The sequence below is a fragment of the Pseudonocardia thermophila genome, from assembly GCF_900142365.1.
Lineage (GTDB): Bacteria > Actinomycetota > Actinomycetes > Mycobacteriales > Pseudonocardiaceae > Pseudonocardia > Pseudonocardia thermophila.
Genome location: NZ_FRAP01000010.1, coordinates 136,693 through 161,819, shown reverse-complemented (window position 1 = coordinate 161,819; position 25,127 = coordinate 136,693). Strand labels below are relative to the sequence as shown.

The following is a 25,127-nucleotide window of genomic DNA, read 5'->3' as shown; positions in this document are numbered from 1 at the left end:
CTCCACCGGGTGATGCGCCAGTCGGGGCGCGGCGGGGTCAGTCGTCAGGGCGGTCGCGCCAGCGCGGCTCGGCGTCGGTCCAGCTGCCGGTGGTGTCGAGCGGCTCGTCGGCGATGTCGGGCAGCTCGTCGTAGAGCCGCTGCAGGTGCCCGTTCATCGCGGCGCGAGCGCCCCCCGGATCGTTGTTGGCGAGGTAGCGGACGACCTTGTCGTGCTCGCGCGCGGCCCGCAGCGGGACCCCGCGCCCGGCGTAGCTCTCGTAGCGCCAGTCGCGGATGCTGGCCACGATCGGACCGTACGCCTCGGCGAGCAGGCGGTTGTGGCTGGCCCGCACGATCTCCATGTGGAAGCCCTCGTCGGCCTCCAGCAGCAGGTCGCGGTCGTCGCCCGCCTCCCGGAAGCGGGTGTTCCACTTGCGGATCTCGTCGAGCTCACCGTCGGTCGCCCGCACCGCGGCCAGGCTGGCCGCGAGGCCCTCCAGTCCGATGCGCAGCTCGAACAGCTCGGCGGCGCTGTAGCCGTCGACCTCGAACAGGGCACCGGTCCGGCTGGTCGGCGCCGAGCGGCGGACGTACCAGCCGATGCCGCGCTTCACCTCGAGCACGCCGAGGGTCTCCAGCCGCTGCAGGGCGGTGCGGATGGAGCTGCGCGCGACGCGCATGTTGCGAGCCAGCTCGGTCTCGTTGTCGAGCCGGCCGCCGGGCCGGTAGTGGCCGCTCTCGATGAGCTCGCGGATCTTGTCCGCGATCACCTCGGGCAGGGGCCGACCGGCGTCGAGGGTCAGTTCGAACCTGCGGTCTCGGTCGACACTCATGACTCCCTCGCGCACCCGGCCGGGTGCGCTGCGTCCTCCGGCCGGTGGTCCGGCCCACGGCAAACATCCTCCGCGACCGTAGCCCAGCCCCGGACATCAGTCAACACGGATTCTGACGTCAGTCGTCTGATGACACTTCTCAGTTGACTGACAACTGATATCCGTCTTCAATATTCCTCATCAACCAGCACACGGGACCGGAGGTGGGACATGAGCGGCACGTTCCTGCTGCTGACCCTCGTAGCAGCGATCCTCCTGGTCAACTGGCGCGTGGTGCTGGTCGTCCTCCTGGCGGTGCTCATCGCCCTGGTGGTCCTCGGCACCGGCGCCCTCCGGCCGAACAACGCCGAGGCTGTCGGACAACCGGGCTTCACCAGTCCGGCAGTGGTCACCCAGCCGCCCACGGTGGTCTGACGACCTGGCACGGACGGACCCTGAAACGCCGACGGCCCGTCCCGCATCAGCGGGACGGGCCGTCGGCGCAGTGTCGGTCAGGTCCGGCAGATCACTCCTCGCCGGACTTCGCCAGGTCCACCGGCGGGGAGTCGGGGACGGTCACCGGCTTGGGTTCGCCGCGGAAGACGAACCGCTGCTTGTCCTCGCCGGTCGCGTCCGGGTCCTCCTCGACATCGACGATGACGATCTGGCCGGGCTCGACCTCGCCGAAGAGGATCTTCTCCGACAGCTGGTCCTCGATCTCGCGCTGGATGGTGCGGCGCAGCGGCCGAGCACCCAGCACGGGGTCGAAGCCCCGCTTGGCCAGCAGCGACTTGGCCGCCGGGGTGAGCTCGATCGCCATGTCCTTGTTCGCCAGCGCAGCCTCGACCCGCGTGATCATCAGATCGACCATCTCGATGATCTGCGGCTCGGTCAGCTGGTGGAACACGACGATGTCGTCGATGCGGTTCAGGAACTCCGGGCGGAAGTGCTTCTTCAGCTCGTCGTTGACCTTCGCCTTCATCCGCTCGTAGTTCGAGCCCTCGTCGTTCGACGGGCTGAAGCCGAGGCCGACCGCCTTCGAGATGTCCTGCGTACCCAGGTTCGAGGTGAAGATGATCACGGTGTTCTTGAAGTCCACCGTGCGGCCCTGACCGTCGGTCAGGCGGCCGTCCTCGAGCACCTGCAGGAGGGTGTTGTAGACCTCCTGGTGGGCCTTCTCGATCTCGTCGAACAGCACGACCGAGAACGGCTTGCGCCGCACCTTCTCGGTGAGCTGACCGCCCTCCTCGTAGCCCACGTACCCGGGCGGGGCACCGAAGAGCCGCGAGGCGGTGTAGCGGTCGTGGAACTCACCCATGTCGATCTGGATGAGCGCGTCGTCGTCGCCGAACAGGAAGTTCGCCAGCGCCTTGGACAGCTCGGTCTTACCGACACCGGACGGGCCGGCGAAGATGAACGAGCCGGACGGGCGCTTCGGGTCCTTCAGACCGGCACGGGTGCGGCGGATCGCCTTCGAGACGGCCTTGACGGCCTCCTCCTGACCGATGATCCGCTTGTGCAGCTCCTCCTCCATGCGGAGCAGACGCGTGGTCTCCTCCTCGGTGAGCTTGAACACCGGGATCCCGGTCCAGTTCGCCAGCACCTCGGCGATCTGCTCCTCGTCGACCTCGGCCACCTGGTCGAGATCGCCCGACTTCCACTTCTTCTCGCGCTCGCTCTTCTGGTTGAGCAGCTGCTTCTCCTGGTCGCGCAGGGCCGCGGCGCGCTCGAAGTCCTGCGCGTCGATCGCGGACTCCTTCTCGCGGCGGACCTTGGCGATCTTCTCGTCGAACTCGCGCAGGTCCGGCGGCGCGGTCATGCGGCGGATGCGCATGCGGGCGCCGGCCTCGTCGATCAGGTCGATCGCCTTGTCCGGCAGGAACCGGTCGGAGATGTAGCGGTCAGCCAGGGTCGCGGCGGACACCAGCGCCGCGTCGGTGATCGTGACGCGGTGGTGCGCCTCGTAGCGGTCGCGCAGCCCCTTCAGGATCTCGATCGTGTGGCTGACGCTCGGCTCGCCCACCTGGATCGGCTGGAAGCGGCGCTCCAGGGCCGGGTCCTTCTCGACGTACTTGCGGTACTCGTCGAGCGTGGTGGCGCCGATCGTCTGCAGCTCACCGCGGGCCAGCTTCGGCTTCAGGATGCTCGCGGCGTCGATCGCGCCCTCGGCGGCACCCGCACCGACCAGCGTGTGCAGCTCGTCGATGAACAGGATGATGTCGCCGCGGGTCGAGATCTCCTTGAGCACCTTCTTCAGGCGCTCTTCGAAGTCACCGCGGTAGCGCGAGCCGGCGACCAGAGAGCCCAGGTCGAGCGTGTAGAGCTGCTTGTCCTTCAGCGTCTCGGGCACCTCGCCCTTGACGATGGCCTGCGCGAGCCCCTCGACGACGGCGGTCTTACCCACACCCGGCTCGCCGATCAGCACGGGGTTGTTCTTGGTCCTCCGGGAGAGGACCTGCATGACCCGCTCGATCTCCTTCTCGCGACCGATGACCGGGTCGAGCTTGCCTTCACGGGCCGCACTGGTCAGGTTCCGACCGAACTGGTCGAGCACCAGCGACGAGGAGGGCGTGCCCTCACCGCGTCCGCTCGAGCCGGACTCCGCGGGTTCCTTGCCCTGGTAGCCCGACAGGAGCTGCAGGACCTGCTGGCGGACCCGGTTCAGGTCGGCCCCCAGCTTCACCAGCACCTGGGCAGCCACACCCTCGCCCTCGCGGATGAGGCCGAGGAGGATGTGCTCGGTGCCGATGTAGTTGTGCCCCAACTGCAGCGCTTCGCGCAGTGACAGCTCGAGGACCTTCTTCGCCCTCGGCGTGAACGGGATGTGCCCGCTCGGGGCCTGCTGCCCCTGGCCGATGATCTCTTCGACCTGCTGGCGGACGCCTTCCAGGGCGATACCCAGGGACTCGAGGGCCTTGGCGGCCACTCCTTCCCCCTCGTGGATGAGGCCGAGGAGGATGTGCTCGGTGCCGATGTAGTTGTGGTTGAGCATCCGGGCCTCTTCCTGGGCCAGGACGACAACCCGCCGCGCTCGGTCGGTGAACCTCTCGAACATCGTTACTCCTCGCCTACTGCGCCGTATCGCGCCGCTGGAACGTCCGCGACCCGTGCCGTCTTGTCGAGCGGCGCACGCTGCGCCGCGAACGCCCGATACCACTCTATCGGCACAGGCGGCTCGGCCGCCCTCGTCGGCGACCGCGACTTGCCGATTACATTGCAAGAACACGCTGCACGGCGCCGGTTGTTCCCCCGTCGGTGTTCGCTGTGCGCGGAACGCGTACCCCGACCGGACGGTGTCCGCACCTCGGTCACGGGGCGCTCCGCGACGGCGCTGCGACGGTCAGGTGGCAGCGCGGTCGGCAGCGATGCGGTCAGCGGCGACGCGCTCATGCGCGCCGCGCCGGCCCGCGGGCTCATCGCGTGGCCAGGGCACTGCACCGGAGGAACAGCGGCGAGGGCGAGATCCAGCCTAGCTGGAGGGCGAGCCCAGTGCCCGGAGCGGGCGGGGTCAACCCCTGAAGGTCGGCGCTGAAGGCCGGCGCTGAAGGCCGTTCCGTCCGACCGGTCCGGCGCGTTCGGGCTCGCGAGTCGCGCGTCCGGCGCGGCGAGTCGCGCACCGGGTCCAGGCGAGTCGTGCGTTCGACGGGGGCGACACCACACCCCACCGGACGCACGACTCAGCCGATGGAAGGCAGGACTCGCGCGACCAAACACGGGACTCGCCGGGCGAAACGCGCGACTCGCGCTGTTCCCTAATTCTCGCGGTGGTAAGCCTCGACCAGACGGGCGGGGATGCGGCCGCGGTCGGAGATCTTCTCCCCGCGCTTGCGCGCCCACTCGCGGATGGCCTGGTTCTGCTCACGGTCGACGACCGGCTTGCGCGCGTTCGGCGCGGATCCGCGGCGGCCGCCCAAACGGCGGGCGGATGCGATGAATTCGGCGAGGCCGTTGCGCAGCTTCTGGGCGTTGGCAGCGGAGAGGTCGATCTCGTACGTGCGCCCGTCGATCCCGAAGGTGACGGTCTCGTCGGCCGGTTCTCCGTCGATGTCGTCGATCAACCGGACCTCGCGGATCTCCGCCACAGCAGCCTCCAACACTTCTTCGTTCGAATCCCGACCCCCCCCGTTCGGGGTCCTGCAACCAAGATAGTGCTATTACGCGGATAGTGTCGAGTTGGATCCGGCCTGATCCACACCACCCGACAAGCGGTTACTCGGATCGCACCAGCGGATAGAGAATCGTTTCCCGGATCCCGACTCCGGTCAGCGTCATCAGGAGCCGGTCCACACCCATTCCCATCCCACCGGTCGGCGGCATTCCGTACTCGAGCGCGCGGAGGAAGTCCTCGTCGAGCTGCATGGCATCGGGATCGCCCGCGGCGGCGCGCAGGGACTGGGCTTCGAGGCGTTCCCGCTGGTCGACGGGGTCGACCAGCTCGGAGTACGCGGTGGCGACCTCGGCGCCGAAGATGAACAGGTCCCAGGCCTCGGCCAGGCGCGGGTCATCGCGGTGGCGCCGGCTGAGCGGACGCACCCCGATGGGGTAGTCACGCACGAACGTGGGCTCGACGAGGGTGTGCTCGACGAGCTTCTCGAACAGCTCCAGCGCGATCTCGTCGGCGCCCCAGTCGGGCTTGAGCGCGACGTCGTGCGCCGCCGCGAGCGCCTTGAGGTCCACCACCGACGTGTCCGGGCCGACCTCCTTCCCGACCACTTCCGACAGTGCCTGGAAGAACGTGACCGAACGCCACTCGCCGCCGAGCTCGTGAACGGATCCGTCGGCGTGCTCGACCTGTGTCGAACCGAACACGGCCCGGGCGCTCTCCTGGACCAGCTCACGGGTGAGCTCGGCCATCGTGTCGTACGTCGCGTACGCCTGGTAGGCCTCGAGCATCGTGAACTCCGGCGAGTGCGTGGAGTCGATACCCTCGTTGCGGAACACGCGATTGATCTCGTAGACGCGTTCGATCCCGCCGACGACCGCGCGCTTCAGGAAAAGCTCGAGCGCGATCCGCAGGTACAGATCCTGGCCGAGCGCATTCGCATGTGTCACGAACGGACGAGCGGCCGCACCGCCGTGCAGCAGCTGCAGGATCGGGGTCTCGATCTCGATGTAGGACTTCGAGTCGAGCACCCGGCGCAGGGTGCGCACGACGGCCGAGCGAGCCCGGACCATGTCGCGGGCCGCCGGCCGCACGATGAGGTCGACGTAGCGCTGGCGGGTGCGGTTCTCCTCGGACAGCTCGTTGTGCGCGGTGGGTAGGGGCCGCAGCGCCTTGGCCGCCATCGTCCAGCGGTCAGCGAGCACCGACAGCTCACCGCGCCGGGAGGTGATCACCTCACCGTGGACCGCCACGAAGTCGCCGATGTCGACCATGGACTTCCACCGCGCCAGCTCGTCGGCGCCCACGTTCGCGAGGCTGAGCATCGCCTGCAGCTCGGTGCCGTCGCCCTCGCGGAGGGTGGCGAAGCAGAGCTTGCCGGTGTTGCGCAGGAAGATCACCCGGCCGACGACATCGACGACGTCACCGGTGGTGGTGTCGGGCGGCAGGTCCGGGTAGGCCTCGCGGATCTGGCGCAGGGTGTGGCTGCGGGGCACCTCGACGGGGTAGGCCTCGATGCCCGACTCGAGCAGGGCCGCGCGCTTCTGCCGCCGGATCCGCATCTGCTCCGGCAGTTCGGATTCGGTCGGTGCTGGCGCGTTGCTGTCCACGTCCGCAGGGTAGTAATGCCCCGGCGGGCGGCTCGCACGTGGTGCCGCCCCCCGGTCAACAGTTGCGGAGGTAGGTCAGCCGGAGGCCGGCCAGCGTGAGGTCGGGCACGTACTCGGTGATGGTCTCGGAGATGCCCTGCATGAGCGGCGCGAGCCCACCGGTGCCGATGACGGTGACCGGCCCGGCTCTGCGCCCCAGCTCGGCGACGATCCGCCGCACCAGCCCGTCGACCTGCCCGGCGAAGCCGTAGAGCACCCCGGACTGGAGGGCCTCCACGGTGTTCTTGCCGATCACCGACCGCGGCTGCACCAGCTCGACGGTGCGCAGCGCTGCCGCCCTGGTGGCGAGCGCCTCCATCGAGATCTCGATGCCGGGAGCGATCACGCCACCGAGGAACTCGCCCTTGGCGGAGACGACGTCGATGTTGGTCGACGTGCCGAAGTCGACGACCACGCAGGCCGTGTTGTGGATGGCGTGCGCGGCGAGGGTGTTCATCACGCGGTCGGCGCCGACCTCCCGCGGGTTGTCGACCAGCAGCGGCACGCCGGTGCGCACGCCGGGGCCCACGATGACGTGCGGGTCGCCGCGCCGGGCCAGCATCATGCGCAGCTCGCGCAGCAGGCTCGGCACGGTCGAGAGGGCCGCGATGCCCGTGATGCGCGGGGCGTACGGGCCGAGCAGGGCGGTGAACGCGACGTCCAGCTCGTCGGAGGTCATCCGCGGGTCGGTGCGCATCCGCCAGTCCCGCACGACGGGCGGGCGCGGACCGTCGGCGTGGTCGTCGTAGACCCCCAGCGCGATCTGGGTGTTGCCGACGTCGACGCAGAGCAGCACGGCTGACTACACGAGCGCGCCGGAGCGCAGCCCGGATCCCTCGGGGGCGTGCGCCGGGTCGGAACCCTGCTCGACGATCCGGTTGGCCTCGTCGACGAACACGACGCGCGGCCGGTAGTTCTCCAGCTCCTTCTCGTCGAACTGACCATAAGCGATGATGATCACCAGGTCGCCCGGTTGCACGAGGTGCGCGGCGGCGCCGTTGATGCCGATGACGCCGGAGCCGCGCGGCCCCTCGATGACGTAGGTCTCCAGGCGGTTGCCGTTGGTGATGTCGACGATCGCGACCTGCTCGCCCTCCAACAACCCGGCCGCGTCCATCAGGTCGCGGTCGATGGTGACCGAACCGACGTAGTGCAGGTCGGCCTGCGTCACCGTCGCGCGGTGGATCTTGGAGGTCATCATCGTGCGGAGCATTCGGTACTCCCTACTGCTTCTACAGTGCGACGGGGACGTTGTCGATCAGCCGGGTGGTGCCCAGCCGGGCGGCGACGAGCAGCCGGCCGGGTTCGCCGACGCGCGGCGGGCCGAGATCGCTGTCGGTCAGCTCGAGGTACTCGACCTCGAGCGCGGGCTCCTGGTCGAGCACGGCGCGGGCCGCGGCGAGGACGGCCTCCGGGCCCTGCGCCGACACGGAGGCACCGGCCTGCAGCGCCCGGTACAGCACGGGCGCCTTCGCCCGCTGCTCGGGTGACAGGTAGGCGTTGCGCGAGGAGAGCGCCAGCCCGTCGGGCTCGCGGACGGTCGGCACGCCGACGACGTGCACCGGGAAGTCCAGGTCGCGCACCATCCGCTTGATCAGCACGAGCTGCTGGTAGTCCTTCTCGCCGAAGAACGCCACATCCGGCGCGACGATGTGGAACAGCTTCGCGACGACCGTCAGCACCCCGCCGAAGTGCCCCTCGCGGACCGCGCCCTCCAGCTTCGAGCCCAGCTCCCCCGGCTGCACCGTGACCTGCGCGCCCTGCGGGTACATGTCCTCGACGCCGGGGACGAACGCCAGTTCGACGCCCTCCTCGCGGCAGGCGGTGAGATCGGCCTCCAGCGGGCGGGGATAGCGGTCCAGGTCTTCGTTCGGGCCGAACTGCAGCGGGTTCACGAAAATCGACACGACCGGGACGACGGAACCCGGCGCGCGCCGCGCGTGCCGGATCAGCTCGCGGTGCCCCTCGTGCAGCGCGCCCATCGTCGGCACGAACACGATCCTGCGGCCCGCGTTGCGCAGCGCCTTGGTGATCTTGTTCAGCTCGGCGGGTGAGCGGTGCACGGTCAGCTCTCCGGCGCTGTAGCCGGTCCGTGCAGTGGTCACGACCCCTCCTCCAGGATGGTCCGCACGTCGGCGGCAGCGTGGCCGGGCAGCAGCCCGCCCCGCTCCGCGAGGTGCACCGTGCGCGTGGCCAGCGCCCGGTAGGTCCGGGCGAGATCGGCATCGGCGTCGGACAGCACGCGCAGGTGGGTCCGCACCGTCTCGACGTCGCCGCGCGCCACCGGGCCGGTCAGCGCCCGGTCGCCGTGGCGCAGCGCGTTGTCCAGCGCCGCAGACAGCAGCGGGGCGACCACCCGTTCCGCCGGGGTCACCCCGGCCCGCTCCAGCAGGCCGACGGCGTCGCGCACGAGCGTGACGAGGTGGTTGGCGCCGTGCGCCAGCGCGGCGTGGTAGAGCGGCCGCACGTCCTCGGGGACGCGCACCGGCTCGGCGCCCAGCTCCACCGCCAGCGCCTCACCGACGTGCCAGGCGGCCTCGTCGCCCGGTGCCGCCGTGACGGCGACGCAGCAGCCCGTCAACCGGGCCACGTCCTCGGTGCGGCCGGTGAACGTCATCGCCGGGTGCAGTGCGAGCGGCAGGACCCCGTGCTCGGTCGCCGGAGCCAGCGGGGCCACCCCGCTCGCCCCCGACGTGTGCACGACGATCTGACCGGGCCGGAAGCAACCGGCGGCCGCGAGCCCCTTCACCAGGCCCGGCAGGACGTCGTCGGGGACGGCCAGCAGCACCAGATCCGCTTTGGCCGCGACCTCGTCGGGCGGCAGCAGCGGCACACTCGGCAGCAGCAGCTCGGCGCGGCGCACCGAATCCCGGGACACCCCGGACGCGCCGATCACGTGGTGGCCGGCGGCCGCCCAGGCCGCCCCCAGCACAGCCCCGACCCGGCCGGCCGACACGACACCCACCCCGAGCCGGGCAGGTCGGTCTGCAGCCATGCGCGTACTCCTTCGTTCCAGTCCCGCGATCCGGGTACCGGACGATGCCGCACCGCCATCGGAGCGGCGAGCCCAGGCTAGACGCGCATGTCGGGCTCTTGCGACGTCGGGTGACAGGCTTCACCCGGGCCGGGACGGCTCAGCCGTACGGCCAGCTCTGGGGCGGGAGACCGGGCGGCAGGGGCCCGTACTGCTGGCGCTGGCCGGGCGCCGGGCCGGGCGGCGGCGGAGTCCAGTTCTGGGGCGGGCGCCCGCCGCGCGGGCCACCGTGGCGCAGCGCGACCGTCAGCGCCTGCGGGTGCCCGACGGCGGCCAGCCGCGCCGACAGCAGCTCGGCCAGCGCCTCCTGGTGCCACTTCTGCGCCAGCCTGCCGACCGACCCGCGGGCCATGCGGGCCCGCAGGAACGCCATCTCGGTGACCGCGGCCTGGTAGCGCGCCACCGCCTGCTCCACCTGCCGGCCGGACTGCCGGCGCACCGCGGCCCGCCAGTTGCGCCGGCCCGCGAGGCTGGACAGCAGCGTGATCTCGCTCGGCGCGATCCAGCCGGCCCGCGCGAACCCGGGCAGCTGCTCGACGACGATCCGCTGCTCGCGCTTGCGCTGCCAGACCGAGAGCACGATCAGCGAGATGAACACCGGCACCATGACCACGGCGTAGACGCCGACGAACCCCGTGCCGCCGCCGAGCGTGCCGGAGGCGTTCCACAGCCCGTGCAGCAGGACCGCGACCACGTAGCCGGCCGGGATGGCCAGCCACGCGCCGGAGCCGCGCCTGCTCGCCGCCGCGATGCCGGCGCCGATGCCGGTCATGGCGGTGAACAGCGGGTGGGCGAACGGGGAGAACACGCACCGCAGGATGACCACGGTGAGCGTGGCGGCGCCCGAACCGTCCTCGTCGAAGGTGCGGCCGATGTAGAGGATGTTCTCGGTGAACGCGAAGCCGGCCGCGGTGATGCCGGCGTAGACGATGCCGTCGGTGATGCCGTCGAACTCGCGGCGCTTGAACACCAGCATCCCGACGACGAACAGGCCCTTGACCGCCTCCTCGACGATCGGGGCGACGACCGCGACCGTGATCAGCCCACCCTCCTCGGCGCCCAGCTCGGCGTCGAGCAGGATCCCGGCGACCGAGTTGAGCACGATCGCGATGCAGGCCGCCACGCCCGCGCCCCAGACGAACGCCGCCAGCAGCAGGTGCGGCGGCTCGGGCTCCCACCGGTCGATCCACAGGAACGCCGCCACCACCGGTCCGACGGGCAGCAGTGCGAGCAGGGCACCGAGCAGCACACCGCCCGCTCCGACCTCGCTCTGCACGATGCCGATCGCGATCAGGACGAAGAACGCGAGCACGACCAGCACGACGACCGGCCCGAGCACGAACCGCCGCTGCCGGGTCTGCGTCGGCATCTGCTGCGTCAGCCGAGTGATGCCGGTCATGACCTGCGACATGTGGGGGAGCCTACGGGGCGGTCTCCTCGGCGTCGTCAGGATCATCCGGTGTGCGTAGGCCGTGCTCCAGCCACAGGGCCGCACCGATCAGCCCGAGGGCGCAGATCAGGCCCACCGCGCCCGACGCGGTGTCGCTCGCCGCGGCGGTGACCTCGCCGGCCCGGGGCACCGTGTAGGCGAGCAGGCCGGCCCACCAGCCCGCCACGACGGCCCCCGCCACCGAGGACGCCTTCGCCAGCATCACCGCCCGGGCCGCCACGAGCGGCTGGACGGGCCGGGTGCCGGGCTCACGGCGGATGCGGCTGCGGAAGTTGAACCCGGCGATCGCCTCAGCGATCGCGAGCACGCCCAGCGTGGCGCCCGCGAACAGGGGGAACCCCGGCAGCGAGCCGTAGGACAGCCGCACGATCAGGTTCGCGACCAGCACGGCGACGAGCCCGATCGCGAGCAGGTCGCGCGGTCGGGTCGCGGTCACTTCAGCGTCACCGCCGTGCGGCGCATGCCCGCCTCGGCGTCCGGGCCCAGCGCGGCGAGCAGGTCGGCCACCCGACCGTGCCCGGGCAGCACGGCGTCCGGGTCGATGTCGAGCCACGGCCGCAGCACGGTCGCCCGCTCCGGGGTGCCCGGGTGCGGCAGCAGCAGCTCGGGATCGTCGCTGGTCACGCCCTCGACGTGCACCACGTCCACGTCCAGTGTGCGCGGGCCCCACCGGATCTCCCGCACCCGGCCAGCGGCGTTCTCCAGCGCCTGGCCGCGGCGCAGCCATCCCCACGCGTCGGTGTCCGGGTCGTCGACGATCAGCACGGCGTTGAGGAAGTCCGGCTGCTCGACCCCGCCCCACGGCGCGGTCTCGTACACCGGCGACACGGCCACGAGCGCGGCGGCGAACCCCCGGACGGCCGAGCGCAGGTGCGCCTCCCGGTCGCCGAGGTTGGAACCCAGCGAGAGCACCGCGCGGCTCACGTCCGGCTCCGGTGCACCACGACGGCGACGTCGGAGAACTGCAGCGGGATCGGCGCGTGCGGCTTGTGCACGGTGACCTCGGTGGCGGTCACGCGCGGATCGCGCAGCACCTCGTCGGCGATCTCGCTCGCCACCGTCTCGATGAGGTCGCGCGGCTCACCCGCGACGATCGCGGCCACCCGCTCGGCCAGCTCGCCGTAGTGCAGGGTCTCGGTCAGGTCGTCGCTCGCCGCCGCCGGGGCGAGGTCCAGCCAGGCGACGACGTCGACGACGAAGTCCTGCCCGTCGCGCTTCTCGAAGTCGAACACGCCGTGGTGGCCGCGCACGGTCAGCCCGCGCAGCTCGATGCGGTCGCCGGTCACCGCTGCCCGCTCCACGCGGCTGCGACGGCGACGGCGTCGAGGGACTGGCCGACGTCGTGCACCCGCACGCCCCACGCACCGGCGAGGGCGGCCAACCCGCTGATCACCGCGGTGGCCAGGCCCCGGCCCTCCGTCGGGCGGTGGTTGCCCTCGGCGTCCGCGAGCAGCTCGCCGAGGAACCGCTTGCGGGAGGCGCCGATCAGAACCGGGAAGCCCAGCTCGGTGAACCGGTCCAGGTTGCGCAGCAGCGCCCAGTTGTGCTCGCCGTGCTTGGCGAACCCGAGCCCCGGATCGACCACGATCCGGCTCGGGTCGACCCCGGCGGCGAGGGCCGCGTCCACGCGCTGCTGCAGCTCGGCGCGCACCTCCGCCACGACGTCCTGGTAGACGGCCCGCTCGTTCATGGTCGCGCTGGGCCCGCGGCCGTGCATGAGCACCCACGGCACGCCCAGGTCGGCCACGCAGCGGGCCATGTCCGGGTCGGCCTGCCCGGCCGAGACGTCGTTGACCAGCACCGCACCCGCGCGGACGGCGGCCTCGGCGACCGAGGCCCGCATCGTGTCGATGCTGACCGCCACCCCCTCCGCCGCGAGGTCGGTGACGACCGGCAGCACCCGGGCCGCCTCCTCCTCGAGATCGACGCGCTGCGCACCCGGCCGCGTCGACTCCCCGCCGACGTCGACGTAGTCGGCGCCGGCGCGGTGCATGGCGAGCCCGTGGGCCACCGCGGCGTCGTGGTCGAAGTAGCGGCCGCCGTCGGAGAACGAGTCGGGAGTGACGTTGAGGATCCCCATCACGACGCACCGTCCGGGCCGGGGCAGCTCCACGATCACCCCCGCCTGATCAGCGCCAGCGCCTCGGCACGCGACGAGGGGGAGCTCTGGAAGAGGCCCCGCACCGCCGACGTCGTGGTGGTGGACCCGGGCTTGCGGATGCCGCGCATGCCCATGCAGAGGTGCTCGGCCTCCATCACGACGATCACGCCGCGCGGATCGAGCTTGCGCACCAGCGCGTCGGCGACCTGCGCGGTCAGCCGCTCCTGCACCTGCGGCCTGCGGGCGTACAGGTCCACCACGCGGGCGATCTTCGACAGCCCCGTGACCTTGCCCTCGGCGTTGGGGATGTACCCGACGTGCGCGAACCCGTGGAACGGCACCAGGTGGTGCTCGCAGGTCGAGAACAGCGGGATGTCCCGCACCAGGATCAGCTCCTGGTGGTGCTCGTCGAAGGTGCGCTCCAGCACCTCGTCGGGCTCCACGTAGAGCCCGGCGAAGATCTCCTCGTAGGCCCGGGCGACCCGCGCCGGGGTGTCGCGCAGCCCCTCGCGGTCCGGGTCCTCGCCGATCGCGATCAGCAGCTCGCGGACCGCGGCCTCCGCCCGGGCGCGGTCGACCCCGCGGGCCCCCGGGCGCAGGCCGGGTACGTCACCGTTCAGCTCGCCGTCCACGTCGGCGTACGTGCTCTCGCTCAGCGCGCGCCACCCTCGTCGGAGTTGTCACCGGCACCGTTGCCGTCACGGTGCTCCTGCTGCCCGGATTGTGCCGGAGCAGCCCACGGCGAGCCCGGGCCGGTCAGCGGCTGCGTGCTCGACTGCTGGGTCTGCTGCGGCTGCTGCGGGGAACCCGCGGGAGCCGAGGCAGGGCTCCACGGCCCCTCGGCGGGCGGCCAGGTCTGGCCCGCCGGGGTGGTCGCGGGCCGCCAGTCCGGCGGCGCGCCGTAGTTGTGCGGGACCGCGCTGGGCCGCGGATCCACCACCGGGCCCGGCACGGGACCGTGCCCGTTGGGGCCGGGAGGCGGGACCGAGCCGTTCCCACCCGGGTAGGAGCCGACCGGTGTGGGCTCGGGCTTCGGCTCGATCTTCTTCGGCGGCGGCCACGGCTCGCCGCGCTCCTTCGCCCGCTCCGCCGGGGTGAGGATCGGCGGCTTGTCCGACGGGGTGCGCCCGCCGAAGTCGTTGAACGCGGTGATGCGCGGCCGCTTCTTCACCGAGCCGAAGATGCGCTCGAGGTCCTTGCGGTTGAGCGTCTCCTTCTCCAGGAGCTCGAACACCAGGTCGTCGAGCACGTCGCGGTAGGTGTTGAGGATCTCCCACGCCTCGGTGTGCGCGGCCTCGATGAGCGCGCGCACCTCCTCGTCGATCTCGTGGGCGACCTCGAGCGAGTAGTCGGGCTGGTTGCCCATCGAGCGGCCCAGGAACGGGTCGCCCTGCTCGCGGCCGTAGCGGACGGCACCCAGCCGCGCGCTCATGCCGTACTCGGTGACCATCGCCCTGGCGATCTTGGTGGCCTGGTCGATGTCGGAGGACGCGCCGGTGGTGGGCTCGTGGAAGACCAGCTCCTCGGCCGATCGGCCGCCCATCGCGAACACCAGGCGGGCGATCATCTCCGACCGGGTCATCAGGCCCTTGTCGTCCTCGGGGACGACGAGGGCGTGCCCGCCGGTGCGCCCGCGCGGCAGGATCGTCAGCTTGTAGACCGGCTCCAGATCGGGCATCGCCCACGCGGCGAGCGCGTGCCCGCCCTCGTGGTAGGCGGTGATCTTCTTCTCCAGCTCGGAGATGATCTTGCCTTTGCGCCGCGGGCCGCCGATGACCCGGTCGACCGACTCCTCCAGCGCGGCCGCCGTGATCACGGTGCCGTTCTCGCGGGCGGTGAGCAGCGCCGCCTCGTTGATGACGTTCGCCAGGTCGGCGCCCGACATCCCGACGGTGCGCTTGGCGAGCGCGTCGAAGTCGACGTCCGGGGCGAACGGCTTGCCCTTGGCGTGGACCGCCAGCACCGCGCGCCGCCCGGCCAGGTCCGGCGCGCTCACCGGGATCTGGCGGTCGAAGCGGCCGGGGCGCAGCAGCGCCGGGTCCAGGATGTCGGGCCGGTTGGTGGCCGCGATCAGGATGATGCCGCCGCGCGGGTCGAACCCGTCCATCTCCACGAGCAGCTGGTTCAGCGTCTGCTCGCGCTCGTCGTGGCCGCCGCCCAGGCCGGCGCCGCGCTGGCGGCCGACCGCGTCGATCTCATCGACGAAGATGATGCAGGGGCTGTTCTGCTTGGCCTGCTCGAACAGGTCGCGCACCCGGCTGGCACCGACACCGACGAACATCTCGACGAAGTCGGAGCCGGAGATCGTGTAGAACGGCACGCCCGCCTCACCGGCGACCGCCCGGGCCAGCAGGGTCTTACCGGTGCCGGGCGGGCCGTAGAGCAGCACACCCTTCGGGATCTTCGCGCCCAGCGCCTGGTAGCGGCCGGGGTTCTGCAGGAAGTCCTTGATCTCCCGCAGCTCCTCGACGGCCTCGTCGGCGCCCGCGACGTCGGCGAACGTCGTCTTCGGCATGTCCTTGTTGAGCTGCTTCGCCCGGGACTTGCCGAACGACATCACCCGGTTGCCGCCCTGGGCGTTGTTCATCATCCAGAACAGGATGAGCAGCACCACGCCCAGCGGGATCAGGTAGATCAGCATCGTGACCAGGAACGAGTCCTGGCGCACGGCCGTGTTGAACTCCGGCCTGTTCGGGGCGTCCTGCAGGAGCTGGACGATCTCGCCGCCGGTCTGGGCCGGGTACTGGGTGATGATCTTTTCGGAGCCGTTCAGCGGCGTGGTCAGGTCGAGCCGCAGCCGCTGCTCGCGGTCCTCGACGAGCGCCTTGGCGACATGGCCCTGCTCGATCTCGGTGAGCGCCACGGAGGTGGGCACCGGCGTGTAGCCGCGGGTGTCGTCGAACAGCACGCTGAACGTGAAGTAGACGAGGATCGCGGCCAGGATCCAGACCAGTGGGTTGCGGAGAATGCGCTTGCGGTCCATGCGGCAGCGGCCGTGAGGCCTTCACCCTCCCTGGCTGATCTCTCATACGGCGCGGAACGGCGCAAACGGACCGGCCCTGAGTTCGTCAGGATAGCGGTCCATCAGTCCCGCCGCGCTGCCGCTCCGGTGCGGACGTTCCTGCAGCCCACCGTGCGTAACTGGGCAACGATCGGGGGACGGCCGGTGTTCCCCACGGGGGACGGCCCACAATGGCCCATATCCGGGGCCGCCGGTGCTCGTTGGGCACCGCGAGTCGAGCCGGCAGCGGGCCGGCGCCGTTGACGAGGGGGGATGTACCTGATGGCGATCGGCTCGCGCGGGCTGGCGGCGGCTGCGGCGGCGATCGGGGTGATCGCCCTCACCGCGCTGGCCACCCCGGCCGCGACGGCCGCTCCAGCCACCCCAGCCGCCCCCGCAGCGCCCGCGGCGCCGGCGGAGGAGGCGCCGATCCGCCCCGGCGTGACGCTCGACACTGCGGGCGCGGGCACCTGCACCAGCAACTTCGTCTTCACCAACGGCTCCGACCTGTTCATCGGCCAGGCCGCGCACTGCGCCGGCACGGGTGACGCCACCGAGACCGACGGCTGCGACTCCGGAACCCTCCCGCTGGGCACCGAGGTGATCATCGCGGCCGCCGACGGCAGCAAGCGCAGCGGCACCCTGGCCTACAGCTCGTGGGTCACGATGCAGGACCGCGGGGAGACCGATCCGGCCGCCTGCGCCTACAACGACTTCGCGCTGGTGAAGATCGCCGACACGGACGCGGCCGACGTCAGCCCGACGGTGCCGTTCTTCGGTGGCCCGACCGGGCTGCGCACCACCGGGCTGACCCTCGGCGAGCAGGTCTACACGTACGGCAACTCGCCGCTGCGGCTGGGCATCGAGCTGCTCAGCCCGAAGGTCGGTGTCGCGGCGGGCGACGAGGGCGGTGGCTTCTCGCACACCGTCTACACGCTCTCCCCCGGCGTGCCCGGCGACTCCGGCAGCGCCTTCCTGGACGGCGACGGCCGCGCGTTCGGCGTGCTGTCCACGCTCAACCTGGCGCCGCTGCCGGCCAGCAACGGGCTGACCGACCTCGCGAAGGCGCTCGCCTACGCCAACGCCTACGGGGGCGTCGGCACGATCTCGCTCGTGCCGGGTGGTCCGTTCACCACCTCGCCGGAGGGCGTGTCGCCCATGGCGCTGGCCACCCCGGCCGGCCCCGCGCTCGGCGACGCCTGACCCTGCCTGACCCCACCCCGAGGAGAGGGCCCCGGTCCGGATGCGGACCGGGGCCCTCGTCGGGCGACAGGCCGTGCTCAGCGGTACACCGAGGGATCCAGGGTGCCGATGAACGGCAGGTCCCGGTAGCGCTCGGCGTAGTCGAGGCCGTAGCCGACGACGAACTCGTTGGGGATGTCGAAGCCGACGTACTTCACGGGCACGTCGACCTTGACCGCGTCGGGCTTGCGCAGCAGCGTGCACACCTCCAGCGACGCCGGACGCCGGGTCTCCAGGTTCTTCAGCAGCCACGACAGGGTCAGGCCCGAGTCGATGATGTCCTCCACGATGAGGACGTGCCGGTCAGCGATGTCCCGGTCGAGGTCCTTCAGGATCCGCACCACGCCGGACGACGAGGTCGACGAGCCGTACGAACTGACCGCCATGAACTCCAGCTGCACCGGCAGCGGCAGTGCCCTCGCGAAGTCGGTCATGAACATGACCGCGCCCTTGAGCACCCCCACGAGCAGCAGGTCGCTGGTGGCGCAGCGATCGGCGTAGTCGGCCCCGACCTGCTTCGCGAGCTCAGCGGTCTTGGCGCGGATCGCCTCCTCGGTGACGAGCGTCGTGGCGATGTCACCGTCGTACACGGTGGCGGACCTCCCGGGGTCGTCGTAGGACTTGGCCACCGGCCGGCCAGCCGATGGGGAGCACGTCGAGCCTGCCATGCGTCCGCGCGAGCTCGCAGCCACCCGGCAGGGCCGCGCCGGAGCCGTCCCGGCGAGCGGTGACCAGCCGATCGGCCGCGGCGAGGTGCTCGGCGGTGAGCCCGGACACCCCGCGATCGCCCAGCCAGGCGCGCAGCGCACGGCGGCGCAGCGCGGGCGGCCGGGCCGCCAGCACCGCGCAGTCGAGCAGGTCGCCGTCGCGGGCCTCGGCGAGCAGCTCGGCGGCCAGCTCATCGAGGACGTCGGCGTCCTCCTGCAGCTGAGCGGCGGTGCGGGCCAGCGCCTCCGCGACCCCGCCCGCCAGGACCTCCTCCAGCAGCGGCAGCACCTCGCGGCGCAGCCGGACCCGGGTGAAGCGGGGGTCGGCGTTGTGCGGATCGCTCCACGGCGTGACGCCCAGCTCGGCGCACGCGGCCGCGGTGGCCGTCCGGCGCACCCCGAGCAGCGGCCGCAGCCACGGGGGCCGCCATGGCCGCATCCCGGCGAGGGAGCGGGCCCCGGAGCCGCGGCCGAGCCCGAGCAGCACGGTCTCGGCCTGGTCGTCGAGGGTGTGGCCGAGCAGCACCGGCGAGTCCGGGTGCGGGCGGGCGGCGGTGAGCGCGGCGTAGCGAGCCCGCCGGGCGGCCGCCTCCAGCCCGCCCGAGCCCTCCACGCGGACCGGGTGCACGGTCGCGGGCACCCCCAACCCGGCCAGCAGCTCGACGGTGGCGTCGGCCTGGGCCGCGGAGCCGTCCTGCAGGCCGTGGTCGACGACGGCCGCGCGGACGTCGGAGCGCACCTCCCGCGTGGCCGCCGCGAGCGCGAGCGAGTCGGGCCCGCCGGAGCAGGCCACCAGCGGTGGGGCCGCCCGCACGGCGGGCGGCAGTGCGGCCAGCGCGTCCCGCACGGCGCGCGTGACGACCCGGAGCGTCATGTCACCTCAAGTCGAGCACGCGGCGCAGCCAGGCGCCCGGATCGAGCAGCTCGGCGCGCGTGGGCAGCGTCTCCGGGCTCTCCCACACCCGGTTGAACCCGGCCATGCCGGCGGCCAGGACGACGTGGTCGGTGAACGCCTTGCCGACCGCGTACTGGCGCACCTTCGCCTCCACCCCGAGCAGGGCGCGCAACAGCCGGTCGACGAGCCCACCGCCGCGGCGGCGCTGGGTGAACCGGGCCCGGATCGTCGCGACCGCGGGCACCACCTCGGGGCCCACAGCGTCCATCACGTGGTCGGCGTGGCCCTCCAGCAGCGTCGTCACGGCGAGCAGCCGGTCGAGGACCGCTCGCTGCTCGGGCCCCTGCAGGGCCTCCACGACGGCGAGCGAGTCACCCTTCGCCTCGCGCAGCGCCTTGATCAGCTCCGGGAGCTTCTCGACGGTCAGGCCGCGCTGGGCGTCGGCCAGCGACAGCAGCTTCGCCACCTCGCCCGCGAAGTGGTCGCGCAGCCACGGGACGGCGGTGAACTGCAGCCGGTGCGTGGCCTCGTGCAGGCACACCCAGAGGCCGAAGTCGGCGGCCGGCACGTCCAGCGCGGTGCGCGCGGCGTGCACGTTGGGGGCGACGAGCAGCAGCCGCCCGTTGCCGTCCGGGCCGCCGAACGGGTCGTACTGGCCCAGCACCCGTCCGCCCAGGTACGCGACGAGCCCGCCGATCTGCAGGCCCGCGGTGCGGCTGGTGACCGCGCGGGCGATCGCGGGCACCTCGGGGATCGTCGCGCCCGCGGTCAGCGTCGCCATGCCGTCGATCGCGGCCGCGGACCAGTCCTTCCGGTCGACCACGTCCGCCGGCAGCAGCGGCAGCCCCTCGCCGAGGCCGGTGACCTCGCGCACGTGCCGCTCGGCCACCGCCGCGTCCGCGCGCAGCCGGTGCACCAGCTCGATCGCCTCGTCCCGGGAGGCGTCGGGTCCCTGCCCCACGAGCCTGCCCGCGGTCCGGCGGGCCAGGTCCCAGTCGATCGGCAGGCCCCGGGTGGTGCCGGGCGGCGGCCCGGCGATCGTGTTGTCGACCGTCACGACTACCAACGTACGTGCAGCGGGCACGATCCGCGTTGAAGCGAGCAGTACCGACCTCGGGAGGAGACCCGCTTCTCCTGCCGAGGTCGGCCGGGATGATCGCGCCGACGGCGGCCACCGGCTCCCGGGCGAGAAGCGGCAGGAAAGAAGCTCGGTGGACGCAGCCCCCCCTCAACAGCGCCCGCCCTCGTACCCCGACCGTCCACCGCTGCGGCCGAGCACCATCGGACGGCGACCACGAGGCTCGCGCGCGTCGACGACGGCGGGGGAGGCGCGCAGCGGCCCCTCGGAGGAACGACCCGGGGGCCGCGAGCACCGCGCGAGCGACGACTCACCAGGCCGCGAGCACCGATCCCGGCGCAGAGCCGTCGTCGACACCGAGGCGCGCGAGCCGCGCTCGGCGACGAAGGAGCAGAGCGCGATCAACACCGCGGCTTCCTGCCGCTCAGGCCCGGCAGCCGCACTCCGCCAGCGCCGCCGCCAGGTCGTCCAGCCTCGGCCGCACCGCGGCGGGTGAGCCCCCGTTCGACATCAGCGCGAAGACGAGCAGCCGCCCGTCCGCGTCCGTGACGACGCCGGCGAGGGAGCTGACGTCGGTCAGCGTGCCGGTCTTGGCCCGCACCACGCCGCGGCCGTCCGCCGAGCGCTCGCCGGGGCCGAACCGGGTGGCCAGGGTGCCGTCGCCGCCCGCGACGGGGAGGCCGGTGATGAGCGGCCGGAGGAACTGGGGATCGTTCGGGTTCTCGGTGGGCGCGGCCGCGGCGGCGAGGACGGCGCCGAGCACCCGCGAGGAGACCCGGTCCTTGGTGGACAGGCCGCTGCCGTCGTAGAGCTGGGTGCCGGTGGTGTCGATGCCGGCCTGGTTGAGCGCGGCGAGGATCTCGCGGGATGCGCTGGGGAAGTCGGGGGTGGCGCCGCGGGCCCTGGCGACCTCGTGGGCGAGGACCTCCGCGAGCACGTTGTCGGACACCCGCAGGGTGTGCTCGACCAGCTCGCTGATCGGCGCGGAGGTGACGGCGGCCAGCACCTTCGCGCCGGGTTCGGCGACGGTCTCGGTGATCTGGCGCCCGTCCACGCCGAGCAGCTCGGCGAACGCCTGGCCGGCGGCGCGGGCGGGGGCGGGGGTGCGGGCGCCGTCCTGCTCGGTCGGGTCGAGGCGGCCGCCGTCGAGCATGAGCGGCTGGATGGGGGCGATGTAGCCGCCCTGGATGTCGGCGGGGTCCCAGCCGGGTGCCATGCGGTCGCCCTGGTAGCGGCTGACGTCGATCTGCACCCGCGTGATGGGCTCCTTGACGGTGGCTTTGACCTTGCGGGCGAGCTCGACGAGTCGGGTGGGCTGCGGGTAGACGGTCTCCTTGCCCTCGGGCAGCGCGGTGAGGGTCGGGTCGCCGCCGCCGACGAGCACGACGGTGCCGGGTTGCTTGCCGGCGACGACCTTGGTGACGAGCCCGCGGGTCGAGTCGAGCGTGAGCAGCGCGGCCGCGGCGGTGAGCAGTTTGCCGGTCGAGCCGGGGACCAGGGCCCGGTCGGAGGTGTGGTCCCACAAGACCTCGCCGGTGACGGCGTCGCGCACGATTCCGGTCACCTTGCCCGGGATCGCGTCGAGCGGCTTCTCCAGCTGTTTCGCCAGTGCCGCCGCCGACGGCATGGGCGCGGTCTCGGGCAGCCCGACGAGCGTGAGCTTCGGCGGCGGCGGGGCCTCGATCGTCGACGAGCCGGTGAGCTTCGCCACGACGGTGGGCGCGCCCAGGGCGACGGTGCCGCCCAGCGCGGCGGCTCCGATGAGCACGACCAGCACGATGGCCAGCCGGCGAAGCCCGCGACCAGGCACTCGTGCCGTGTCACCGATGGTCCGGCCCAGCCCCACGCGTCGCCTCCGCCTCGCAGCCGATGCCTCCCGCAGCGGCCCGGTGGCCCAGAATAGGGCAGCCCCGGATCCGGTCACTGGCGACCGGTGGTCCGCCGGATGTACGCCACACCGACGAGTCAGGAGAGCCGTAGCCGTGGACTTCGACGTCTTGATCGAGATCCCCAAGGGGGGTCGCAACAAGTACGAGGTGGACCACAAGACGGGGCGGATCCGGCTCGACCGGACCCTGTTCACCGCCACCCAGTACCCCGCCGACTACGGGTTCATCGAGGACACCCTCGGTGAGGACGGAGACCCGCTGGACGCGCTCGTGCTGGTGCAGGAGCCGACCTTCCCGGGCTGCCTGATCCGCTCGCGCGCGATCGGCATGTTCCGCATGAAGGACGAGAAGGGCGGCGACGACAAGGTCCTCTGCGTCCCCGCCGACGACCCGCGCCTGGAGCACCTGCGCGACATCCACCACCTGCCGGAGTTCGACCGCGCCGAGATCCAGCACTTCTTCGAGATCTACAAGACGCTGGAGCCGGGCAAGAGCGTCGAGGGCGCCACGTGGGTGGGCCGGGCGGACGCCGAGCGGGAGATCCGCGCGTCCTGGGAGCGGGCCAAGGCAGCCAAGGCCCGGGAAGCCGACGAGGGCACCCAGCACTGATCAGCCGGCAGGGCTCTCGTCGTCGGTGAGGCCGAGCAGCTGACGCACCTGTGCCGGGGTGAGCCCCTGCGCGATCAGCTCCTCCACGGCGGCGGCGAGCGCGGCCTCCTTGCCGGCCAGCTCGCGGCGGGCCGCCCGCACCGCGTCGCGCGCCTGTTCCGCGGTCTCGACGACGGCCAGCGCGCGCTCGGCGTCCGGCAGCAGCATGGCGAGCAGCCGGTCGCGGACGTCGGGCACCCGCTCGGCAACCGCTGCCCGATCCGGCCCGGTCCGGTCCAGCACCGCCACCCGGGCCGGTTCGGCCGCCTCCGGCCCGCCCGGGTTCGCCGGTTGGACGGCCTCGGCGGGCACTGCGACCTGGGCCGCGGTGGCGTCGAGCGCGCCGGCCGGCCGCTGCGGGGACCGCCCGGCCGCGGCCTCGTCGGCGGCCCGGGCGTCGATCCCCGAGGCGGCGCGCAGGGGGACCTCCTCCATCGCGAGGACGGCGACGAGCGCGAGCACCAGCACGCCGGCGGCAGCGAGGAACACCGCGGACAGCGACTGGGCGAACCCCTCCAGGATCGGCCGGGCGAGCACCGGGTCGGCGTGCGCGAGGAACGATGAGTCGTCGAGGTCCGGGGCGCTCCCGGCGGCGGCGAGGATCGGCGCGTTGGCCGGATCGGCGCGCACCGCGGGATCGGCGAGGCGGGCCTGGAACGCCGGGTCGGCGGCGGCCGTGCGGAACGCGTCGGCGATGCGCTCACCGACGATCGAGAACAGCAGGGTGAGGAACACGGCGGTGCCGGCGGTGCCGCCCATCTGCCGGAAGAACGTGGCCGACGCGGTGGCCACGCCCATGTCGCGGGCGGGCAGGGCGTTCTGCACGGCGAGCACGAGCGGCTGCATGATGCCGCCCAGTCCCCAGCCGACCAGCACCATGATCAGCGCGACCTGCCAGTACGGGGTGTCGACGCCGATCCGCGACAGCAGCGCGATCCCGATGATCATCAAGGTGCCGCCGAGGACCGGCCAGACCTTGTAGCGACCGGTTCGGGAGATCATCCGCCCGGACGTGATCGACATGCTCATGATGCCGAGCACGAGCGGCAACGACTGCAGGCCGGCCTCGGTGGGCGTCGCCCCCTTGACGATCTGCAGGTACAGCGGCAGCAGGGCGATCGCGCCGAACATGCCCGCGCCGGTGACGAACGCGGCGATCGAGCCCCAGGCGAACACGCCGCGGCGGAAGAACCGCAGGGGCAGCAGCGCGTCGTCCTTCATCAGGTGCTCGGCCAGCAGGAACGCGAGGATCCCGGCCGCGCCGATCCCGAAGCAGCCGAGCGCCTCGGGCGAGGTCCAGCCCCAGTCGCGGCCCAGCTCGGCGACGATGAGCAGCGGCACGAGGCCGACGACGAGGGTGAGCGCGCCGAACCAGTCGATGCGCGGCGAACGGCGGGCGTGCGGGACGTCCAGGACCTTCACCACGACGGCGAGGGCGAGCACCCCGAGCGGCACGTTGATCAGGAAGACCCAGCGCCACCCGGTGATGCCCAGGATCTCCGGAGTTCCGGCGAACAAGCCGCCGAGCAGCGGCCCGGCGACGCTGGACGTGCCGAAGACGGCGAGGAAGTAGCCCTGGTAGCGGGCGCGTTCGCGAGGTGCCACGAGATCGCCCACGATCGTCATGGCGAGCGCGAACAGCCCGCCGGCGCCCAGCCCCTGCAGACCGCGGAACGCCGCAAGCTCGTACATGTCGCGCGCGAACGCGCACGCCGCCGAGCCGAGCACGAACAGCGTGATCGCGGTGAGGAACAGCGGCTTGCGGCCGAAGAGATCGGACAGTTTGCCGTAGAGCGGGGTCGTGACCGTCGCGGTGATCAGGTAGGCGGTCGTGGCCCACGCCTGCATCGGGAGCCCGTGCAGGTCGTCGGCGATGGTGCGGATGGCCGTCGCCACGATGGTCTGGTCCAGCGCGGCGAGGAACATGCCGATCATCAGCCCGGCGAAGATCGTGAGGATCTGCCGATGGGTGAGCGAGAGCGCCGGTGGCGCTCCGGGGGTCGTCATGCGCCGCTCCCCCGGGCTGCGACAGCCGGGGCGGTGCGGCCCTTGAGCTCTTCCAGGTCGCTCACGAAGCGGGTGAGCAGCTCGGCCAGCGCCTCGCGATCGGCGGCGGGCCAGGCGTCGAGCAACTGCGCGATGGTCGCCGTGCGGCGGGCCCGGTTGGCCTCCAGGACACGCCGGCCCTCCTCGGTGGGGACGAGCAGGGTGGCGCGGCCGTCATCGGGATCGGCGACCCGCTCCACGTAGCCGAGCCGGACCAGATGGCCGACCTGGCGGCTGACCGTGGACGGATCGGAGTGCACGGCCTCGGCGAGCGTGCTGGCGCGCTGCGGCCCGTCCTGCACGAGGTGGACGAGCAGGAGGTAGGTGGCGCGTTCGATCGCGTCGGGGCCCTGGGCACGGCCGTGGACGCGTTCGACCAGGCGCACCAGCCTGGTCAGCTGGGCGCCCACCTGGTCGGCGACGGCGAGCGCGGCCGGGTCCGGCACGGCGGTCGTCCCCTCGACTGGTTTGCGTGCGGCATGCATCGACTTG

General features: G+C 72.4%; 24 protein-coding genes. 3 read left to right on the top strand and 21 right to left on the bottom strand.

The features are described 5' to 3' along the window. Positions 1-37: 37 nt before the first annotated feature. A complete protein-coding gene (locus BUE41_RS14745; protein ID WP_073457652.1) occupies positions 38-814 on the bottom strand; it encodes a FadR/GntR family transcriptional regulator in 777 nt (258 codons plus the stop codon). Between the two features lie 210 nt (positions 815-1,024). Here BUE41_RS14745 and BUE41_RS14740 point away from each other — a divergent pair, with 210 nt between their 5' ends. Further along, entirely contained in the window at positions 1,025-1,228 is a 204-nt protein-coding gene (locus BUE41_RS14740) for a hypothetical protein (protein ID WP_073457651.1), read from the top strand. A 91-nt stretch (positions 1,229-1,319) separates the two neighbouring features. Here the strand turns inward: BUE41_RS14740 and BUE41_RS14735 are convergent, their stop codons facing one another. The 14 genes from BUE41_RS14735 to ftsH all read right to left on the bottom strand — a co-directional run bounded on the left by BUE41_RS14735 (position 1,320) and on the right by ftsH (position 16,112). Continuing rightward, positions 1,320-3,848, bottom strand: a complete 2,529-nt coding sequence (locus BUE41_RS14735; RefSeq protein WP_073457650.1) for an ATP-dependent Clp protease ATP-binding subunit — start codon at positions 3,846-3,848, stop codon at positions 1,320-1,322. Between the two features lie 697 nt (positions 3,849-4,545). Next, positions 4,546-4,875 carry a histone-like nucleoid-structuring protein Lsr2 gene (locus BUE41_RS14730; RefSeq protein ID WP_073457649.1) on the bottom strand — a complete coding sequence of 110 codons (330 nt, stop codon included), beginning with the start codon at positions 4,873-4,875 and terminating at the stop codon, positions 4,546-4,548. 127 nt (positions 4,876-5,002) lie between these two features. After that, positions 5,003-6,457, bottom strand: a complete 1,455-nt coding sequence (lysS, locus tag BUE41_RS14725; RefSeq protein ID WP_073457730.1) for a lysine--tRNA ligase — start codon at positions 6,455-6,457, stop codon at positions 5,003-5,005. A 103-nt stretch (positions 6,458-6,560) separates the two neighbouring features. Beyond that, positions 6,561-7,340 carry a type III pantothenate kinase gene (locus tag BUE41_RS14720; RefSeq protein WP_073457648.1) on the bottom strand — a complete coding sequence of 260 codons (780 nt, stop codon included), beginning with the start codon at positions 7,338-7,340 and terminating at the stop codon, positions 6,561-6,563. Positions 7,341-7,346: 6 nt separating this feature from the next. Continuing rightward, complete coding sequence (gene panD / locus BUE41_RS14715) at positions 7,347-7,757, bottom strand: aspartate 1-decarboxylase (RefSeq protein ID WP_073457647.1); 411 nt, start codon at positions 7,755-7,757, stop codon at positions 7,347-7,349. A 19-nt stretch (positions 7,758-7,776) separates the two neighbouring features. Then, positions 7,777-8,649 carry a pantoate--beta-alanine ligase gene (gene panC / locus BUE41_RS14710; RefSeq protein ID WP_073457646.1) on the bottom strand — a complete coding sequence of 291 codons (873 nt, stop codon included), beginning with the start codon at positions 8,647-8,649 and terminating at the stop codon, positions 7,777-7,779. Continuing rightward, complete coding sequence (locus BUE41_RS14705) at positions 8,646-9,539, bottom strand: Rossmann-like and DUF2520 domain-containing protein (RefSeq protein ID WP_073457645.1); 894 nt, start codon at positions 9,537-9,539, stop codon at positions 8,646-8,648. Before BUE41_RS14705 ends, panC begins: the two co-directional genes overlap by 4 nt. A 139-nt stretch (positions 9,540-9,678) precedes the next feature. Beyond that, positions 9,679-10,989 (bottom strand): PrsW family intramembrane metalloprotease, encoded by a 1,311-nt coding sequence (locus BUE41_RS14700; protein ID WP_234997265.1) that lies wholly within the window; start codon positions 10,987-10,989, stop codon positions 9,679-9,681. 10 nt (positions 10,990-10,999) lie between these two features. Continuing rightward, positions 11,000-11,464: a DUF3180 domain-containing protein gene (locus BUE41_RS14695; RefSeq protein ID WP_073457644.1), complete on the bottom strand. Its 465-nt coding sequence runs from the start codon at positions 11,462-11,464 to the stop codon at positions 11,000-11,002. Next, the gene (gene folK, locus BUE41_RS14690) at positions 11,461-11,952 is read right to left on the bottom strand and encodes a 2-amino-4-hydroxy-6-hydroxymethyldihydropteridine diphosphokinase (RefSeq protein WP_073457643.1); all 492 of its coding nucleotides are present in this window, start codon (positions 11,950-11,952) and stop codon (positions 11,461-11,463) included. Before folK ends, BUE41_RS14695 begins: the two co-directional genes overlap by 4 nt. Further along, entirely contained in the window at positions 11,949-12,314 is a 366-nt protein-coding gene (gene folB / locus BUE41_RS14685; protein WP_073457728.1) for a dihydroneopterin aldolase, read from the bottom strand. The genes folK and folB overlap by 4 nt, the downstream gene beginning before the upstream one ends. Then, positions 12,311-13,108: a dihydropteroate synthase gene (gene folP, locus BUE41_RS14680; protein WP_073457727.1), complete on the bottom strand. Its 798-nt coding sequence runs from the start codon at positions 13,106-13,108 to the stop codon at positions 12,311-12,313. Before folP ends, folB begins: the two co-directional genes overlap by 4 nt. Before the next feature lie 35 nt (positions 13,109-13,143). Beyond that, entirely contained in the window at positions 13,144-13,761 is a 618-nt protein-coding gene (folE, locus tag BUE41_RS14675; protein WP_073457642.1) for a GTP cyclohydrolase I FolE, read from the bottom strand. Positions 13,762-13,781: 20 nt separating this feature from the next. Next, on the bottom strand, positions 13,782-16,112 hold the full coding sequence (ftsH, locus tag BUE41_RS14670) for an ATP-dependent zinc metalloprotease FtsH (protein ID WP_073457641.1): 2,331 nt from the start codon (positions 16,110-16,112) through the stop codon (positions 13,782-13,784). 291 nt (positions 16,113-16,403) lie between these two features. Here ftsH and BUE41_RS14665 point away from each other — a divergent pair, with 291 nt between their 5' ends. Continuing rightward, complete coding sequence (locus BUE41_RS14665; protein WP_073457640.1) at positions 16,404-17,333, top strand: serine protease; 930 nt, start codon at positions 16,404-16,406, stop codon at positions 17,331-17,333. A 77-nt stretch (positions 17,334-17,410) separates the two neighbouring features. Here the strand turns inward: BUE41_RS14665 and hpt are convergent, their stop codons facing one another. The 4 genes from hpt to dacB all read right to left on the bottom strand — a co-directional run bounded on the left by hpt (position 17,411) and on the right by dacB (position 21,820). Beyond that, entirely contained in the window at positions 17,411-17,962 is a 552-nt protein-coding gene (gene hpt, locus BUE41_RS14660; protein ID WP_073457639.1) for a hypoxanthine phosphoribosyltransferase, read from the bottom strand. After that, complete coding sequence (gene tilS / locus BUE41_RS14655) at positions 17,949-18,953, bottom strand: tRNA lysidine(34) synthetase TilS (protein ID WP_073457638.1); 1,005 nt, start codon at positions 18,951-18,953, stop codon at positions 17,949-17,951. Before tilS ends, hpt begins: the two co-directional genes overlap by 14 nt. Before the next feature lies 1 nt (position 18,954). After that, positions 18,955-20,031, bottom strand: a complete 1,077-nt coding sequence (locus BUE41_RS14650) for a zinc-dependent metalloprotease (protein WP_234997264.1) — start codon at positions 20,029-20,031, stop codon at positions 18,955-18,957. 445 nt (positions 20,032-20,476) lie between these two features. Next, positions 20,477-21,820 carry a D-alanyl-D-alanine carboxypeptidase/D-alanyl-D-alanine endopeptidase gene (gene dacB / locus BUE41_RS14645; protein WP_143172160.1) on the bottom strand — a complete coding sequence of 448 codons (1,344 nt, stop codon included), beginning with the start codon at positions 21,818-21,820 and terminating at the stop codon, positions 20,477-20,479. Between the two features lie 214 nt (positions 21,821-22,034). Between dacB and BUE41_RS14640 the strand changes: the two genes are divergently transcribed. Beyond that, on the top strand, positions 22,035-22,550 hold the full coding sequence (locus BUE41_RS14640; protein ID WP_073457636.1) for an inorganic diphosphatase: 516 nt from the start codon (positions 22,035-22,037) through the stop codon (positions 22,548-22,550). On the opposite strand, the gene BUE41_RS14635 is transcribed toward BUE41_RS14640, so the two are convergent. Together BUE41_RS14635 and BUE41_RS14630 are read right to left on the bottom strand one after the other, a co-directional pair. Next, positions 22,551-24,596 (bottom strand): MDR family MFS transporter, encoded by a 2,046-nt coding sequence (locus BUE41_RS14635; RefSeq protein WP_073457635.1) that lies wholly within the window; start codon positions 24,594-24,596, stop codon positions 22,551-22,553. Further along, on the bottom strand, positions 24,593-25,081 hold the full coding sequence (locus tag BUE41_RS14630; RefSeq protein ID WP_234997263.1) for a MarR family winged helix-turn-helix transcriptional regulator: 489 nt from the start codon (positions 25,079-25,081) through the stop codon (positions 24,593-24,595). The genes BUE41_RS14635 and BUE41_RS14630 overlap by 4 nt, the downstream gene beginning before the upstream one ends. Between the last annotated feature and the right edge of the window lie 46 nt (positions 25,082-25,127).

What these genes read in the sequence shown, in the direction of transcription:
- panD (WP_073457647.1), bottom strand. Translation starts at nt 7,757, where the DNA reads ATGCTCCGCACGATGATGACCTCCAAGATCCACCGCGCGACGGTGACG.
- BUE41_RS14700 (WP_234997265.1), bottom strand. Translation starts at nt 10,989, where the DNA reads ATGTCGCAGGTCATGACCGGCATCACTCGGCTGACGCAGCAGATGCCG.
- BUE41_RS14745 (WP_073457652.1), bottom strand. Translation starts at nt 814, where the DNA reads ATGAGTGTCGACCGAGACCGCAGGTTCGAACTGACCCTCGACGCCGGT.
- BUE41_RS14735 (WP_073457650.1), bottom strand. Translation starts at nt 3,848, where the DNA reads ATGTTCGAGAGGTTCACCGACCGAGCGCGGCGGGTTGTCGTCCTGGCC.
- BUE41_RS14635 (WP_073457635.1), bottom strand. Translation starts at nt 24,596, where the DNA reads ATGACGACCCCCGGAGCGCCACCGGCGCTCTCGCTCACCCATCGGCAG.
- BUE41_RS14705 (WP_073457645.1), bottom strand. Translation starts at nt 9,539, where the DNA reads ATGGCTGCAGACCGACCTGCCCGGCTCGGGGTGGGTGTCGTGTCGGCC.
- folP (WP_073457727.1), bottom strand. Translation starts at nt 13,108, where the DNA reads ATGGGGATCCTCAACGTCACTCCCGACTCGTTCTCCGACGGCGGCCGC.
- ftsH (WP_073457641.1), bottom strand. Translation starts at nt 16,112, where the DNA reads ATGGACCGCAAGCGCATTCTCCGCAACCCACTGGTCTGGATCCTGGCC.
- BUE41_RS14740 (WP_073457651.1), top strand. Translation starts at nt 1,025, where the DNA reads ATGAGCGGCACGTTCCTGCTGCTGACCCTCGTAGCAGCGATCCTCCTG.
- BUE41_RS14665 (WP_073457640.1), top strand. Translation starts at nt 16,404, where the DNA reads ATGTACCTGATGGCGATCGGCTCGCGCGGGCTGGCGGCGGCTGCGGCG.
- lysS (WP_073457730.1), bottom strand. Translation starts at nt 6,457, where the DNA reads ATGCGGATCCGGCGGCAGAAGCGCGCGGCCCTGCTCGAGTCGGGCATC.
- tilS (WP_073457638.1), bottom strand. Translation starts at nt 18,953, where the DNA reads ATGACGCTCCGGGTCGTCACGCGCGCCGTGCGGGACGCGCTGGCCGCA.